Source organism: Flavobacterium sp. MDT1-60 (genome assembly GCF_014844035.1).
Classification (GTDB): Bacteria; Bacteroidota; Bacteroidia; order Flavobacteriales; family Flavobacteriaceae; genus Flavobacterium.
In genome coordinates this window covers 1301114-1316900 of the sequence record NZ_CP062159.1, presented here as the reverse complement: position 1 = coordinate 1316900, position 15787 = coordinate 1301114, and the positions used below count along the sequence as shown (strand labels likewise).

Annotated in this window: 16 protein-coding genes; 5 read left to right on the top strand and 11 right to left on the bottom strand. The window is 31.2% G+C overall.

What is annotated here, in order from left to right; translation table 11 throughout:
- The first annotated feature begins 9 nt into the window (after window positions 1-9).
- Both IHE43_RS05360 and IHE43_RS05355 read left to right on the top strand, forming a co-directional pair.
- The gene (locus IHE43_RS05360) at window positions 10-501 is read left to right on the top strand and encodes a hypothetical protein (protein ID WP_192187019.1); all 492 of its coding nucleotides are present in this window, start codon (window positions 10-12) and stop codon (window positions 499-501) included.
- 94 nt (window positions 502-595) lie between these two features.
- Window positions 596-1144, top strand: coding sequence for a DUF5683 domain-containing protein (locus IHE43_RS05355; protein WP_192187018.1), 549 nt, complete (start codon window positions 596-598; stop codon window positions 1142-1144).
- A gap of 217 nt (window positions 1145-1361) precedes the next feature.
- On the opposite strand, the gene IHE43_RS05350 is transcribed toward IHE43_RS05355, so the two are convergent.
- From IHE43_RS05350 to IHE43_RS05335, 4 genes are all read right to left on the bottom strand, one after another.
- Window positions 1362-1721, bottom strand: a complete 360-nt coding sequence (locus IHE43_RS05350) for a hypothetical protein (RefSeq protein ID WP_192187017.1) — start codon at window positions 1719-1721, stop codon at window positions 1362-1364.
- 113 nt (window positions 1722-1834) lie between these two features.
- Complete coding sequence (locus tag IHE43_RS05345; protein ID WP_192187016.1) at window positions 1835-2764, bottom strand: DUF2268 domain-containing putative Zn-dependent protease; 930 nt, start codon at window positions 2762-2764, stop codon at window positions 1835-1837.
- Between the two features lie 469 nt (window positions 2765-3233).
- Window positions 3234-3719: a hypothetical protein gene (locus IHE43_RS05340; RefSeq protein ID WP_192187015.1), complete on the bottom strand. Its 486-nt coding sequence runs from the start codon at window positions 3717-3719 to the stop codon at window positions 3234-3236.
- Window positions 3720-3883: 164 nt separating this feature from the next.
- On the bottom strand, window positions 3884-4447 hold the full coding sequence (locus IHE43_RS05335) for a nucleoside monophosphate kinase (RefSeq protein WP_192187014.1): 564 nt from the start codon (window positions 4445-4447) through the stop codon (window positions 3884-3886).
- Between the two features lie 186 nt (window positions 4448-4633).
- On the opposite strand from IHE43_RS05335, the gene IHE43_RS05330 reads away from it, so the two are divergent.
- Window positions 4634-5833 carry a PQQ-binding-like beta-propeller repeat protein gene (locus tag IHE43_RS05330; RefSeq protein WP_192187013.1) on the top strand — a complete coding sequence of 400 codons (1200 nt, stop codon included), beginning with the start codon at window positions 4634-4636 and terminating at the stop codon, window positions 5831-5833.
- An 81-nt stretch (window positions 5834-5914) separates the two neighbouring features.
- Here IHE43_RS05330 and IHE43_RS05325 read toward each other — a convergent pair whose 3' ends face one another.
- From IHE43_RS05325 to IHE43_RS05295, 7 genes are all read right to left on the bottom strand, one after another.
- Entirely contained in the window at window positions 5915-6172 is a 258-nt protein-coding gene (locus tag IHE43_RS05325; RefSeq protein WP_192187012.1) for a hypothetical protein, read from the bottom strand.
- Between the two features lie 177 nt (window positions 6173-6349).
- Window positions 6350-7714: a hypothetical protein gene (locus IHE43_RS05320; RefSeq protein WP_192187011.1), complete on the bottom strand. Its 1365-nt coding sequence runs from the start codon at window positions 7712-7714 to the stop codon at window positions 6350-6352.
- Window positions 7715-7772: 58 nt separating this feature from the next.
- On the bottom strand, window positions 7773-8192 hold the full coding sequence (locus IHE43_RS05315; protein WP_192187010.1) for a VOC family protein: 420 nt from the start codon (window positions 8190-8192) through the stop codon (window positions 7773-7775).
- An 89-nt stretch (window positions 8193-8281) separates the two neighbouring features.
- A complete protein-coding gene (locus tag IHE43_RS05310; RefSeq protein ID WP_192187009.1) occupies window positions 8282-8785 on the bottom strand; it encodes an endonuclease V in 504 nt (167 codons plus the stop codon).
- 19 nt (window positions 8786-8804) lie between these two features.
- Window positions 8805-9620: a DUF5684 domain-containing protein gene (locus tag IHE43_RS05305; RefSeq protein ID WP_192187008.1), complete on the bottom strand. Its 816-nt coding sequence runs from the start codon at window positions 9618-9620 to the stop codon at window positions 8805-8807.
- A gap of 73 nt (window positions 9621-9693) precedes the next feature.
- Window positions 9694-11028 (bottom strand): PAS domain-containing sensor histidine kinase, encoded by a 1335-nt coding sequence (locus tag IHE43_RS05300; RefSeq protein ID WP_192187007.1) that lies wholly within the window; start codon window positions 11026-11028, stop codon window positions 9694-9696.
- Between the two features lies 1 nt (window position 11029).
- Entirely contained in the window at window positions 11030-12379 is a 1350-nt protein-coding gene (locus tag IHE43_RS05295; RefSeq protein WP_192187006.1) for a sigma-54 dependent transcriptional regulator, read from the bottom strand.
- A 278-nt stretch (window positions 12380-12657) separates the two neighbouring features.
- Between IHE43_RS05295 and IHE43_RS05290 the strand changes: the two genes are divergently transcribed.
- On the top strand, window positions 12658-13371 hold the full coding sequence (locus tag IHE43_RS05290) for an ABC transporter ATP-binding protein (RefSeq protein ID WP_192187005.1): 714 nt from the start codon (window positions 12658-12660) through the stop codon (window positions 13369-13371).
- 4 nt (window positions 13372-13375) lie between these two features.
- On the top strand, window positions 13376-15787 hold the full coding sequence (locus IHE43_RS05285) for an ABC transporter permease (RefSeq protein WP_192187004.1): 2412 nt from the start codon (window positions 13376-13378) through the stop codon (window positions 15785-15787).

The window sequence follows — 15787 nt, the reverse complement described above, 5'->3', positions numbered from 1 at the left end:
GGCGAAGTAATGATTGATGGAGAAATCATGGACTTTAAAATTCCAATTTCAAAAAACCTAACTGGGCGATATGTTTACGATGAATCAGTAAGGACTGAGCAAATTGGAGTGTTTAGCAACGGGAGTAATATTATAGAATATTCTGCGGGTAGAGAAAAACATAAAGATGATTTTGGGAGAACTTTTTTTAGATATTTTACAGAATTTAAATCATATGTTAATAGTCGAAGAGGACCTGTTTTGTATCCCGCAACTTTTAATGTAGAAAGCACTTCTATTGCAGGTTTTTCACAATCAGGAAGTGCACCATTTAGTGATTTTGCCTTTAGCATGCAATATCCATCAGGAAGCGGAGATTCGGTTAGAAATATAGGGGGACAAAAACGGACCGCATATCAGCCTGAAGGGGGTTATATTAAAGGATCTTTTTCAATTATAATACAAAGCCGCTATGGTAACAGCATTGAAACTATAAAGTGCGATTTTAAATATAATAGATAAAACATTTAAGTCATTTCTAAATACATTTTTTTTTAGAAATGACTTTTTATAGTAGATTTTTAACCATTCAATTTTATTAAAGAAATTCATACTTATGAAAGTTTTTATTATTTTAATCTTAGCTTTTTATAATTTCACACTATATGCTCAAAATTATCTCCCGAAAATAGATTCTCTTAAATCGGAAAAAATTGATCCATTAAGACCTGCTAAGGCAGCTTTTTATTCTGCTATATTACCAGGATTGGGACAAGGGTATAATAAAAAGTATTGGAAAATTCCAATAGTTTATGGATCAATTGGAACGAGTATGTATTTTTATATAGACAATAATGAAAAGTATAATTTATACAGAGATGAATATAAAAAAAGACTTGAAGGAATTGAAAGTGATTCCGATTTTTTAGCTGGATTAAGTAGGGATCAGTTAATTTCTGCGCAAAAGGAATATAAAAGATATAGAGACATATCTGCGTTATTTTCGATTGGATTCTATGCTTTAAATATTATTGATGCCAATATTGATGCATCAATTTCTCAATTCAATGTAGATGAAAGTTTGGTTTTTAGACCTAATATGAACATTGATAATGTCACTTTAAAAAAAACAAACTTTGGGATTAGTTGTGTATATTTATTTTAGCCTCAATTTGTAATAAATTAAAAATAAAAACCAATTTTAGTCATATTATCCTAAATGTATTAATTGTTGAAATAAAATAGAAATCATTTTTCATATTTATTTCAATGAAATTTTCTTCAAATCTTGTATAAAATGGTTCGTAAGGACCTCCTAGAAATTCCTTAAGAAATTAAGGAGTTTTTTTATGGCTTTATTTTTCAATGTTGTTTCGTCGTATTCATTCCTTTTTCCACAATAAAAATTCTTCATTATTGGTGCACGACATTGAAGAAATAAAATTTTCAAAATTGAAATTTTTATATTTTGATATAATATCATAAACCCTTTCAAATCCTTTAGCGCCTTGTGGAATTAGACACCCTGAATTTTCGCCGAGCAATGCTAACCATACATCAGGTGCAAAAGGTCCCTCATCTGTATTTATTAATTTTATTTCTTCAATATCATTCCATAAAATTTCTTCGGTTTGTCGCTCTTTATGCTCGACTCTAATAAAGTCTTCAGTAATTGTGACTAAAAAATTATCTTCTGGATTTTTCGACTTAGGCTTTCCAAATATTTTTTGAAGTATTCCCATTTTCAAAAATTTGTTTTAATTAATTTCTACATTTGGCCGATATCAAACCTAACTAGCTTACACAAGTAATACATACAGAATTTTATAAGAATTATTCTTATAGCTGAGTTTCGTTATTTAAAAAACTCATTATAACTTTCTTCCTTTGATTTTTGATACTTTTCAATATAGGCATCCAAAAAACCACTTTGTTTTAAGAATTGCATTGGATCTTTTATATTCAGTATTTCATCAATTGCTTTTTGTTTCTCTTTTTGTTTATTGAAATAAGATTCTGTTATTTTATAGCCTATCCAATATCCTAAATCATTTGGTCTGTTATCTTTTTTAGAGGTTCCATACAACCAATCCTGATAATCAGGATTTTTTAATCTCGTTACAAATTCCTGACATAATTTATCCAGATTTTGCTCTCCATATTTGTATTCAAACTTATTTATTGATTCTCCTGAAATAAGTTCACCGATAAAGTCCGCACCACCTTCAAGCAGACACCATTTCAACAACATATCTTTACCTTCTTTCTTTTGCTGATAGTGAATAAGTTCATGTGCTATTAAACCTGAAACTCCATCCAGATTTTTAAGCATTTCAGTTCCAATAATGATTCCCTCAGGAGAAGAAGTTCCTCCCGAATTAAATCTTCCATAAACAAAATAAATTGGAGGAAATTTTGCATTTGGATACCAATATTTTAATGCACTGTAAATTGCTCTTACTCTCTTTTCTTTGGAAGAAAGACCATCTAAAACATTTCTTGAAAGTTCGTAATCTGCTTTTCTTCTCTTCACAACAGCAAAAAGAGAGTCTGCATTGATTATTCTGTTCTCCGTAAATCCTTTAATACCCGGAGAACCTTTTTGCATATATTCGATAAATGGATTTTGTTTTGATTTCTCCATTTTGTCAAATGCTTCCCAAAAATTTTTTGAATCCTTTGTTTCAAAAACGGCATCTAAAGGATTGTCCGAGAAATTACTTTGTGCGAAAAGGAAATTAGAAAAAACAATAAAAACTGTTGTGAGAATAGGATTTAACTTCATATGATCATTTTTAACGTACTTTTTTATAGAATGTAGCATCGCTCGGATATACTTTATCAGTAATTATTAAATTTATATTTTTCTAATAATTCTTCTGCCTCCATATTTAATTCATTTACTTTTTCATCACAAAATTATAATAGCTTTCCCGTTTCTACAACAACGATTCTGACATTATTAAAGTCTAAAAAAACATTTTTAGATCACCTTCTTTAAGTTTGCGTGTTTAACCCAAATGCAACAGTATCATTGTAAGGCATTTCAAAATTGCTTCATCTTTAATAAACCCAATCTCGCTAATAGGCACCCAAATTAACCATCCGGAAATCCTGGGAACCAAGCTCCATAAACAGGCTTCTAAGAACCAAAAGAATTCTTAAGAAATTAGGAGTTTTTTTATGTCTTATTGTTAAGGGAACAAATTATGCAATATCTGGCAATCTCTTAAAACCGTTGTTGGCGGCTGCTATTAATTAGCTACTTTCTTTAAATAAAATTTCGCAGTATTTTTTGAACCTTTACTTCTTCGAACAATTTTACCTGTTTGAATATTATACACTAAAAGCTTATTTCGTTTTATTTTATATTTTAAATGATAAGAAATTCCATTTTCAAGTTTTAAATCATATAAATGCATATTTTGAAATGGATTTGTATCAATTGGCATTCCCTGCAATTCGTTTAGAGGTAAACTATCTGGTGGTTGCTCATATTTTAGTTTGTCAAACTTTACATATACAATATTACTTCTTGAAATTTTAAATTTTCCCGTTAATTCTTCATTCATTAAATCTCCCGCTTTATTAAATTTCACGGTACTGTCAGCATTGAATTTTATTTTGGTTACAAAAAAACCAAGCTGGGCAAAATTGGATTTATATGTTCCGCAAAAATTTCTGTTTGAATTACATGAAACAAATAAAAGCGAAATAAGCAAAAATGATATTTTTTTCATTTAATATGTTTTGCAGCTTAGTGTTATAATATCACTAATGAATTCGAAATAACAAATAATAAAAACAGAATTGATTAAATTTTAATGATTATTCATAAACGGATTAGTAAAGACCACCAAAAAACTCCTTAAGAAATTAAGGAGTTTTTTTATGTGTTGACGCTTTATAAACTATCTTTTATTCTTTCTGTAATTTCATTGATTGTTCCAAGGCCATCAAAAGTAAGTACTGTGATTTTTGATTTCATATATTCAATTGCTGGTCTGGTAGATTCTTCAAATACCTCTATACGTTTTATATGAATTTGAGGATCTTTGTCATCTTTTCTATTAGAAGTTTCGGCTCGTTTTTTTGCCCTGATTAGCAATTCAGATTTTGGAACGTCGATATTTATAACTTTTCCGATTTTCAGATTTTTTGAATTAACAAGTGCAATCAAATCGTCTACCTGTGGTTTTGTTCGTGGATAACCATCTAAAATTATTCCGGCTTTTGATTTATTGTCATCCAATATTTTACTGAAAAGGTCTTTCATGATAGCGTCAGGAACCAGATCTCCCTTTTCTTCATATTCACACATGATTTTTCCTATTTCAGTTTCATTTTGTTTTTCTTGTCTGCATTTATCGCCAGTGGAAATGTGCTCAAAATTGAGAAGTTTTTTTAAAACGTCACATTGCGTTCCTTTTCCTGAGTAAGGTGGTCCAGTTATTATTAATATTTCCATTTAGCGAATATAAGAAATATGTTTTGAACTCTAATTCAAAATTGAGAGCGCATATAACCTCAAAAACTCTGTAATAATTTTTTACTATATTTGACCTGAATACTGACTTGTTTATTGACTTCAAAGCAATAAACATCAACACATTAAACAATACTCATCAATTTTTATAAACCCCAAATTTTAAAAATGAGAAAAAACCTAATTGCGCTCTTATTTGTATTTACTGTTATAAATATCTTTGGGCAAACGCCAACCCCATCACAACCTATCGAAACTGCTGATGCTACTAATAAAGTTTCAACTATTAGTGACAGGGTCTCTAATAAAGCCATAAGTCCGGTAAAAAAAGTCCCGTTAGACGAAGCTTTAATCCTAATTTATGATTATGATGGTACCCTTTTTACATTTGATTTAGAATCTGAAACAATTGCCTGGACAGTAAAAGCTACAGATGCTTATACTGAAATGTGCGCCAATAAAGTAACACTAAATGACGGGGTTCTATATGTTCCGTTTATTAATGGTGAAATTTTTGCAATTGATAACCAAACCGGTACTGTTTTTTGGAAATCAAGAATAGGAAATAGTACAGATCAAACCGTACTTAAAGATCAGCTTCCTATCATAAACGATGGAAAACTGTTTATTACTAGTCAAAATGGCAACATTTATGCTCTAAACATAAAAGATGGAAGTTTAATATGGAACTACAAGCTGGATTCCACAAATAATGATATTCCGGTTCTTGTTTTCGATAACAAAGTTTTTACCCAAAGCGGGAACTATTTATATAGTTTTGAAGCCAATACAGGAAAACTTCTTTACCAAAAAGACTTTGGAGAAACTATGCACGGAAAACCTGTAACTGATGGTGAAAATGTATTTATAGCAAATGAAAAAAATGTTCTTTTTGCTTTAAGTCCTAATAAACCAGATATTTTATGGCAATTTAAATTAGATGAGAATCAACATAATGTCAAGGAACGTATATTTTGCAAAGACAAAAAAATATATTTAGCCGCACAAGGCCCAGAAGTTTCTTCTGTATACGCCGTTGATTCAAAAACAGGAACTCAGATTTGGAAAACTGACTTTAAAGATGACACTATCGAATACATCGTTGAAGAAAGTGATAATGTTTGGGGGTATACCCGTAAAGCAAAACTTTTTCAATTAGACATAAACAATGGTGAAATAGCATCCGAAACAAAATTAACAACCCAACCTATTTCAAATTTTGAATTCCCACCGGATGATTCCTTGTTTTATTATTCTGATGCTGCCTTAATTCAATTTGACTTAAAAACAAAAGACGAAAACGAAGTTTATCTGCGAACCTCTATTAAGGACAATGTTTACAGCGCCTATCTAAAAATAATTCGATAACAAAAAGAAGAAGCCGTCTCATATGAGATCCGGCTTCTTCTTTTTGACATTCTACTAGATCAACATAGTAACTTTGAGTAGTTACAAATTCCTTGATTTAATTTCTTTATTCAATAAGCTTAAATTTATCAACAAAGGAAAAAAAGTAACAGGTAATATAAAAACAGGAACAATTGTGGCAATAGAAACGTTTTTAAATCCTTTGGTAGTAAAGAGATAAATTATGATGGCAATAGCCAAAATATAAATAACCCCAAATGCAATCGAAACATTTTTAAACAAGGCCTTCTTTTTTATCAATTCTTTATTTGTCAATTCTTCGTAAATATTTTTCTTCATAATTATTTTGGAATTTGGTTTTAAATTTCTGCTAACTCAATTAATAATTCATTTTTCTTATTGGTGTAAAATAATAGAGTAAATTCAATATTGTAGTTCTATTTAACTGTAGTTTTTTAAAAAAAATCTGCAAAAGAATAATTGACAAAGTGTCTTTACTATAAAAAATCTATTAAATCAATCTCCGCCACAGCCACCGCAGGAACTTCCGCACGAACTGCTGCAAGAGCTCCCACAAGAACTTCCACAACTGGAGCCACCTCCAGAATCAGTATTTCTATTTAAATAGCCAGTCAAAGGAAGAAAAGAACTCACCAGTAGCACTTCGCCATATAGAAAATAATTCCATTGCCAATCTTTTTCAGCTTCCGATTTCAATTTTTCATTTGTAAAAATTAATGGTATTGTACTGCTAAACAGGTAATTTACTATTTTATTAAAATAAATTTTAGTTACGATTAAAAGACCAAAAATAGCAAGGAGTAAGAATGTTATGGGTTTATCTCTGGAAATTCCTGAAATAATCCTGCTAAAACCAATACTTAGCAAGAGTCCAAAAATCAGCAATACAATTTTTATAAATTGCATAAATTGCTTTGAGTCTACAATGGTTTTCCTGATTTTGCCAACTGCTTTTTCAAGCTGTTCATATATTGGATTTCGTGCTACTATTTTAAACAATTGAGGATACGGCATTGGTTCGTATTCTTTCATGATTTCAATTACACAATTTTCATATTTGTCATCAGTTAAACTTTCATCAATCAGGTTTAATCTATTATTGCCCAAAACAACAATTTTCTGATTGCTAATTAAATTATTTACGACACCATGAATAACAAATTCTAATTTGTTATGCTGAAGAAAAACCAATTCAAAAGCACTCAGATTTACTAAGATAAAATTTGATCGTATACGCTCATAAAATGAAGCGAAAGCTGTTTTTATAAAACGCATTAACGAAACGATTACCGTTGCAAACAATAAAATGTAAATAATCAAAAAATCAGGATTCCCAATTTGTATGAGAATTGGTTTGATTATATAATAAATTGGAAAAATAAGAACTGCAAACAATCCTAAAAATACTCTTTTTAGTTTATCAATTTCAATCTTGCTTTTATCTAAATTCAAAGAATCGAGTTCATCACTATACTCCCAAATTTCTTCCGGTTGTTTTCCGAAATTTTGCTCATACAATTCTTTGGTTCTTTCTTTTGCTTTATGGAATTTTTCTGCTTCAGCCCGGTTATGTGTCGACGGAATATGTTCTATTCTTTTAGATAAAAGAGTACAAAAATCAGTATACGAAGAAGTAAAAATCAAATGCTGATGCCAGACTATATCAACAATTTCTGAAGGAGAAACCATTTCGTTAGCAACGGCAGCAAGGTACATGAACTTTTTATATTCCAAAATTGCTGTTTTTGCAAAATAAATTGTCCATTTATTTTCAACCGCTAATCTTGTAAGAAATCCATATCGATCATCTGGATTATCCAATTCAAATTTTAAAACTTCATTCCAAAGTGTTGTCTTCATCAATGCTATTTATTGCGCTTTCAATTGATTCCTCATATTGTATAGAATTATTCCAGGCTTACATCGGTTCCCAAAGTTCAATTTTATTGCCATCAGCATCCATAATATGAACAAATTTTCCATAATCATAAGTAGCAACTTCATCCAGAATTGTTACTCCGTTTTGTTTAAGGTTTTCCAAAAGCCCTTCAATATTCTGAACTCTGTAATTAATCATAAACTCTTTTTTGGACGGTGCAAAATAGTCATCTCCCTTCTTAAAAGTACTCCACTGAAGCGCTTCGATTTCATCTGGATTATTGATGTTTCTGGATTCAAAAGTCGAGCCCCAATCGTTAACATCAAGTCCTAAATTTTTCGCATACCAATCTTTTGTATCCTTCGGATTATCTGAAAAAAAGAAAATTCCGCCAATCCCTGTCACTTTTGGTGTTTTATCAGAAGCTGAGTTGTCTGAGTGTTTTTTTGAGTCTTCCATATTAATTATATTTTGGGTTATAGCTCCACAAATTTAAGATATATGCATTCTGTATTTACTTTAGACAATTAAATCTTCTTTATATTCATTTATATTTCCTTTGTCAGCCGATCCATTTCTTTTAGCAAAGTTGGCATTCTAAATTCGCCGGCCATATTTTCTACTTTCTGAAAAGCATCGTCCAAGTCAATTCCGATTGCTGTAACATATAACGGTTTCTGGCTATCACCTCTAAATAAACTTCGTTTATCTTTTTCGATCGATGCAAAATTGGTTTTAGCAACACCAATTATCGGAATTTCCTGATTCAGTTTTTCGTATAAATGACCCCCTAAACCGTATTTCTTTTCATCATCTAAATAAACAAATCCATCCACAACAATTGCTTCCACCTTTTTTAAGTCAATTTGATTTAGCAAACTCAAAATACAAGGCAATTCTCTTTTATAAAATTCTCCCGGAATATATTCCGCTACATTATCAATTATTTCTGTGTGAACTTTAAAGTTTTCACTTTGGTTCCATTCCGTAAATTCAAGACAGACTGTTTTTGCTTTTCCGTCGAAGTAATAGGTATCAAATGCTAATATCATTAACTAAATTTAATCGTGATCAGGATAAAACATTTTCTAATTTTGTTTCGGAATTTACATCTTCAGCAAAACTCACTTTCCCATAAAACACAGACGGCAAAAATGTCATTCCGAGTGCTAGTTTGGAATCAAATCCATTTTCTTCGGCGATTTCTTTGTTGATAGAGTACATTAAAAAATAACTAAGAAAAGGAACATATATAAGTACAATCCAAAAAACAGGTTTTCCGGCAATCCTAATTAAAATCAATTTATTGAGTACCGGAACTAAACTATACCATTTATTCTCCTCGTATTTTTTGAAAAGAAAAAACAAATTGAAATGATATAATAGTATCAGTAAAATAAATAATCTAGTTTGCATTACTCCAATAATTAAATATATATATCCAGAAATAATGGCATCTTTAAGATATTGAAATGGAAAAACAAATTCAGTATATAAAAAATTAAATTGAGGTCTCATTAAAACAGATGGCCTATTCAGCAAACCCAGAATTCCTTCTTCATGAGGTAATTGTATATCTTCATAAAACAGTTTAAAAAAGCTGAAATTAACTATATAATTAGAGAGACTAGACAAGAACAAAATAGAAAATGAAATGATAATTAAATCAATATAATTTTTCCTGTATTTTATATATTCTAAAAATGACAGCAATATAATAGCCGCAAAAAAATAAGGAAATAAAATAACCAGAAAATAGAAAGTGCCTGAAGAAGGGTAATAATCTTTCTCTAGTGTAAAATGAATATGTAGTTTATCTAATATACAGTATAACAAAACAAATAAAGAATATTTTAAAGCAATTTTGAGGTCAAGTTTTAAATCCATTTAGTATAGGTTTTCGTTTTTTGGTTGGTTTTTAATGCTAATATAATTTTATTTTTCTTTAAATTATTAAAAATCAATTTTCCACCAAACAAATCTCAAAAACAGTATTTCCAACTTCACTCTTGTATGAAATATAACCGCCGTGCGCTTCAATAATATTTTTGGACAAAGTCAGGCCAATTCCCGCTCCTTCATTTCGGGTGGTGAAAAATGGCAGGAATATTTTATCTTCTATTTCTTTTTCAACGCCATTTCCGTTATCCGCAATTCTGATGAAAGTTCGGTTGTCTTTGGCTTCCGCCGAAATGAAAATTTGTTTCGATTTGACATCTTTTAAAGCATGAATGCAATTGGTTAAAAGATTAATGAAAACCTGCTCTATTTGTTGCGCATCGACATTTATCCAACGTTTAAAGCTTATTTCATTTACAACTTCAATTCCCTTTTCTTTAAATAACGGATTCATAACCTGAATACCATTATCAATTAATTGATGCAATTCTATTTTTTCTTTTTTTGGAGAAGGCAACATGGCTAATTTTCGATAACCCTCAACAAATTTCTGTAAATGATCACTTCGTCTCAACATCGTTTCGACACTGTTTTTAACATCTTCCAAATCTTCAGCCGACAACGAATCCTGCTCCACCAAATCCTGTAGATTCTGGCAAATAGACCGAATTGGCGTAATCGAATTTAAAAGTTCATGCGAAATCACTTTCATCAGATTCACCCAGGCATCTTTCTCTTTTTTCTCAACTACATTCTGAATTGAATCTAACAAAACAATAAAATAATCTTTCTCAAATATTTCTGTTCTCGATGCCTGCAAAACAAAGGTTTGCTTATTTTGATCGTTAATGCTGATTTCTACTGAAGTTTTTATTTCCTGAAAATCATCTTCTTCAATGATTTCACATAACGATGGCAACTGATTTTTCAGGTATTTCCATTTTGAGACTTTCGGAACATTAAACTGGTTTGAGAAATATTCGTTCATTAAAAAAACATTCCACTCTAAATCTTGTTTTTGCAAAATGATGATTCCGGTTTCAATATTATTTAAAATCGAACGGTAAATAATATCTTTTGAAACCTGTTCATTTTGTTTGTTTTTCAGCGTATCATACAATTGGAATAAATCATCATAACTTTTATTGAATTTATGTTTTGAAAAATCTGAAGTGAAATCATTTTGCAAGATCGAAGCAATCGTTTTATCATAAAGCAAAACAAAATTCCGAACATAAAAATACATTTCACGCACCAGCAAAAAGACAATAAAAAGTCCGAATACACCTGTAAACAGCAACTCTTTTTTGAAAAAGTAAATCGAAATTTCGATCATCGCAACAATCAAGATCAATCTCAAGAACAATAGTTTATAGGTTTGAAATGTTTTAAACATACTAATTAAGATTGATGTTATATTTCTCTAAACGGCGGTACAAAGCACCTCTTGACAGGCCTAATTCTTCGGCCGTTTTGCTTATATTATTATTGTTTTTCAGCAAAGCCTTTTCAACCGCAGCTTTTTCTACAGAAGAAAGCTGAATATCATCCGGGTTTTCTTCATAAGCCGTTATGATTTCTAAATCTAAATCAGAAACCGTGATTTTATTGTTTTCGCAAAGAATAACGGCGCGTTCGATTTTATTCTCCATCTCGCGGATGTTGCCATTCCAGGCATGTTTTTCTATTTGTTCCAATACTTTTTTGTCAAAAGTAATTTCATCTCTTCCGTATTTAACAATCATTTTTTCTAAAAGATATTCGGCTAACGGAATTTTATCTTCATTACGCTCGCGTAGCGGAGGCAAAACAATTTCCATTGTATTGATTCGGTAATACAAATCTTCCCTGAAATTTTTATCGGCAACTTCTAGTTTTAAATTTAAGTTGGTCGCAGTAATAATTCGGGCATTTAATGGTCTTGCTTTGGTTTCACCTAATCTTGTTACAGTTTTAGTTTGAATAACCTGTAACAATTTAGACTGCAGATGCAACGGAACATTTCCTATTTCATCTAAAAATATGGTTCCGTTTTGCGCCATTTCAAAACGTCCGGGAGTGTCCAGTTTGGCATCTGTAAAAGCACCTTTAGCATACCCGAATAATTCACTTTCGAAAATATTCGAATTTAAAGAACCTAAATCAACTGCTATAAAAGGATTATTTTTTCTTTCAGACTGATTGAAAATATGATGTGCCAACACAAATTTTCCGGTTCCGTTTTCCCCCAGAATTAAAACATTCGCATCAGTTTTTGCCACTTTATCGGCCAGAGAATACGCTTTTTTAATAATCTCAGAAGTTCCGACAAAAAAGTCATTATCAATTTCAATGTCCTTCGTTTTCTTTTGATCTTTTCTGGATTTATCGACAGCCTGTTTTACAGATTCCAAAAGTTTTTTATTTTCCCATGGTTTCAATATATAATCAAAAGCACCATTCTTTAATCCTTCAACTGCCGTTTCGACTTTTCCAAATGCCGTCATCAAAATCACGACTGTTTTGGGTGAAAGCGTTTTTATTTCTTTCAATAAATACAAACCTTCCCTTCCATCTTCAAAACCAATTCGATAATTCATATCCAATAAAACGACATCAATTGTTTTTTTCGACAATAATTCGACAATATTTTTCGGATTATTGAGCGTATAAATGTCTTCAAAATACTTTTTCAGGAACACTTTCGATGCAAAAAGGATGTCTTCCTGATCGTCGATGATTAAAATTGAGGCATTTGTCTTTTTCATTTTTGTTCGGTTTTGGACGAAAGCTGTCCAATTATGGACACTTTAAATTTCCTTAGAAAAATAAAAATGTCAAAATAAGGCAGTTACAGTTTTTAAATTTTTGGCACGAAAATCACATTTAGACTAACAAATCATCAAATATGAGAATCATTATTGCTGGTAAAAGTAACAAAAATAGCCATTTATAGATTATATTGTCATTATCTTAAATTTAGATACTTTTCTGTTTCTTCAGCAATAAAAATTATTTAAAAAACATCAATCTTAAAACAGCGATTATGATCACCATCAAAAAACTTTCAAAAATTTTTAGAACCGAAGAAGTAGAAACAAATGCATTAAGCGAAATTTCATTAACCGTGAACGAAGGCGATTTTATATCGATCATGGGGCCATCCGGAAGCGGAAAATCAACTTTACTAAATATTATTGGTTTACTGGACAGTGCTTCTGACGGAAGTTATCAATTGCTTAATCAGGAAATGGTTGGCACTAAAGAAAAAGCAAAATCGAAAGCCAGAAAAGAAAACATCGGCTTCATCTTTCAGAATTTTAATTTAATTGATGAATTATCTGTTTTTGATAATATCGAATTGCCTCTTATTTACAACAATGTTCCTGCATCTGAAAGAAAGAAAAAAGTGCAGGACATTGCTACTATATTAAATATTTCGCATCGTTTAAAACATTATCCTCAACAACTTTCAGGAGGACAGCAACAACGTGTTGCAGTGGCAAGAGCATTAATCAATGACCCGAAAATTATTTTGGCCGATGAACCTACAGGAAATCTGGACAGTAAAAATGGTAATGAAGTAATGGAATTATTGACGGATCTTCATGCTAGTGGTTCTACTATTTTGATGGTTACGCACTCAGATTACGATGCTTCTTTTTCTCAAAAAATTATTTTGATGAAAGACGGAATTATACTTTCTGAAAAAGTGAACAATAGAAATGTCGATGTTTTTGCAGCTACTCTAAATAACTAAGGCCATGCTAAAAAACTGGATTAACATATTTATATACCACATCAAAAACAACAAACTCTTTACCGCTTTGAATGTTTTGGGTTTGAGTATTGGAATTGCAGGTTTGATTTTTGCAATTTTATATTGGAATGAAGAACATTCGTATGACCAGTGGAATCCTGAGAAGGATAAAATCTATTCGGTTATGAGTAATCTTGGAGGAGGAAATGTCTGGGCTGTATCTTCCGCAATTCCTGCCCCTATTTTAAAATCAACCACGTCTTACTTAGATGCCTATTGTTATTTTAGAACTAATTACTCGAAAGAAACGATACAATATCAGGGAAAAATAGAGTTATTTGATAAGATTTTTACAGCGCAGAGCAGTTTCTTTTCTTTTTTTCCTTTTGAATTTATTCGTGGTAACGCAAAGAGTGCTATTCACGATCGCAACAGCATTGCCATTTCTGAAGAAACAGCTTCACGTTTGTTTAAAGACGAAAATCCGATGGGCAAACAAGTTACTTATGCTGAACAAATTTTCGTTGTTCGCGGTGTATATCGATTATCAGACAAATCTTCGGTGATGCCGTCTGCCGTTACAACGATAATAGAAGAGGATTTAGAAAAAAACAGAGAAAGCTGGGGTTTGAATTATGGATTAATGCTTAAGCTAAAAAGGCAAAGTGACACCACTGCGGTTATTAAAAAACTGGATCAAATCTATCTTGATGAAAACTACAAAAAGCAGGCAAAGAGAGAAGGTTTATCTATTGAAGCCTTCATAAAAAGATACGGCAAACCTCTTAAAGCAGAGTTATTACCCCTTACCAATGCAAGACTATATCGAGGAAATGTTGCATTTGCCGAAGGAAATGCCAATCTGACTTTTTTGCAAATATTAATGGGTTTATCCATACTTATACTGTTATTATCGATTGCCAACTACATTAATCTGGCAACTGCCAATGCTGTAAAACGTGCTAAGGAAGTGGGTATAAGAAAAGTTATTGGTGCCTCAAAATTGCAAATTGTTATTCAGTTTGTATTTGAAACCATATTAATTACGCTTTTTTCAGTATTACTGGCATTGGTAATCGTAGAACTTTCATTGCCATTTTACAATGCTTTATTAGACAAAAACCTCATTCTTATCGGAAGTCAATTCTATCTGCAATTAGTATTGGTTTTCATTCTTGTTGTTTTTGTTTCGGGTGTTATTCCTGCAATCTACATATCAAATTTTGAAGTGCTGAAAGTTTTAAAAGGAAATTTTTCGAGGAGCAAAAGCGGTGTATGGCTTCGTAATGGAATGCTGATCTTGCAATTTGCTATTGCCACATTTTTTATCATTGGTTCTTTTATCGTATACCAACAGGTAAATTTTATGACTGAAAAAGATTTAGGTTTTAAAGGAGCGCAAGTCATCGATATTTCATTTAAGTCTAAAAAAGGAAAAGGACAATTTGAAAGATATAAAGCAATTCAACAGGAACTTCAAAAAATTAATGGTGTTGAAGCCGTTTCTGCAGGATCTTTTTCTATTGGAGGCATAGAAAATTCGTGGGCTGGTTTACATTATAAAACGCATCAGGAGGTTATAACTCAGCAAATGGGTGTTGATTTTGGAATGCTGAATCTTTTGAACGTACAATTGATAAAAGGACGTGATTTAACAGAAAAAATTTCCTCAGACACCATTTCAAATGTTTTATTAAATGAAACTGCAGCGAAAACATTACTCGAAAAAGACCCTATAAATAAGATCGTCAACTGGCAGGATGGCAATTATAAGGTAGTCGGAATTGTAAAAGACTTTAATTATTTTGGGCTTGAAAACAAAATTGGTCCAATGATTTTCTTTCACATTAAAACGCAATCATGGTCTCAAAATGAAATGCATACAATCGCCGTTAAAATTTCCCCAGATAAAATGTCTCAAACCATTGATAATATTGGAAAGTTTTGGAAAACAAAGGTTGATGCCGAATATCCTTTTGAATATAATTTCGTTGATAGAAACTATGCCAGAACCTATAAAAAATATCAGGACCAAAGTCAGTTATTTTCGCTCTTAAACGGAATTGTAATTCTAATTGCCGTTTTCGGATTGTTTGCCTTGGCTTCCTTTTCTATGGAAAGAAGATTGAGAGAAATCGCTATCAGAAAAACATTAGGGGCTGAAACCAATATTCTACTTAAAGAATTATCAAAACAATATGTGATTTTCTGTTTGATTGGTTTTGTGATCGGAATAATTCCCGCCTATCTTTTATTGCGAAAATGGCTTGAAAATTTTGCTTTCAGAATTGACATTCCTGCCCTTCCCTTCTTTGCTGCCCTTATTGCGTTAATGTTCCTGACCTTAACAATTGTACTGGCAAAAGCTTATCAGGTAACCAAAATTGATGTTCTTAAATACTTAAAATACGAGTAA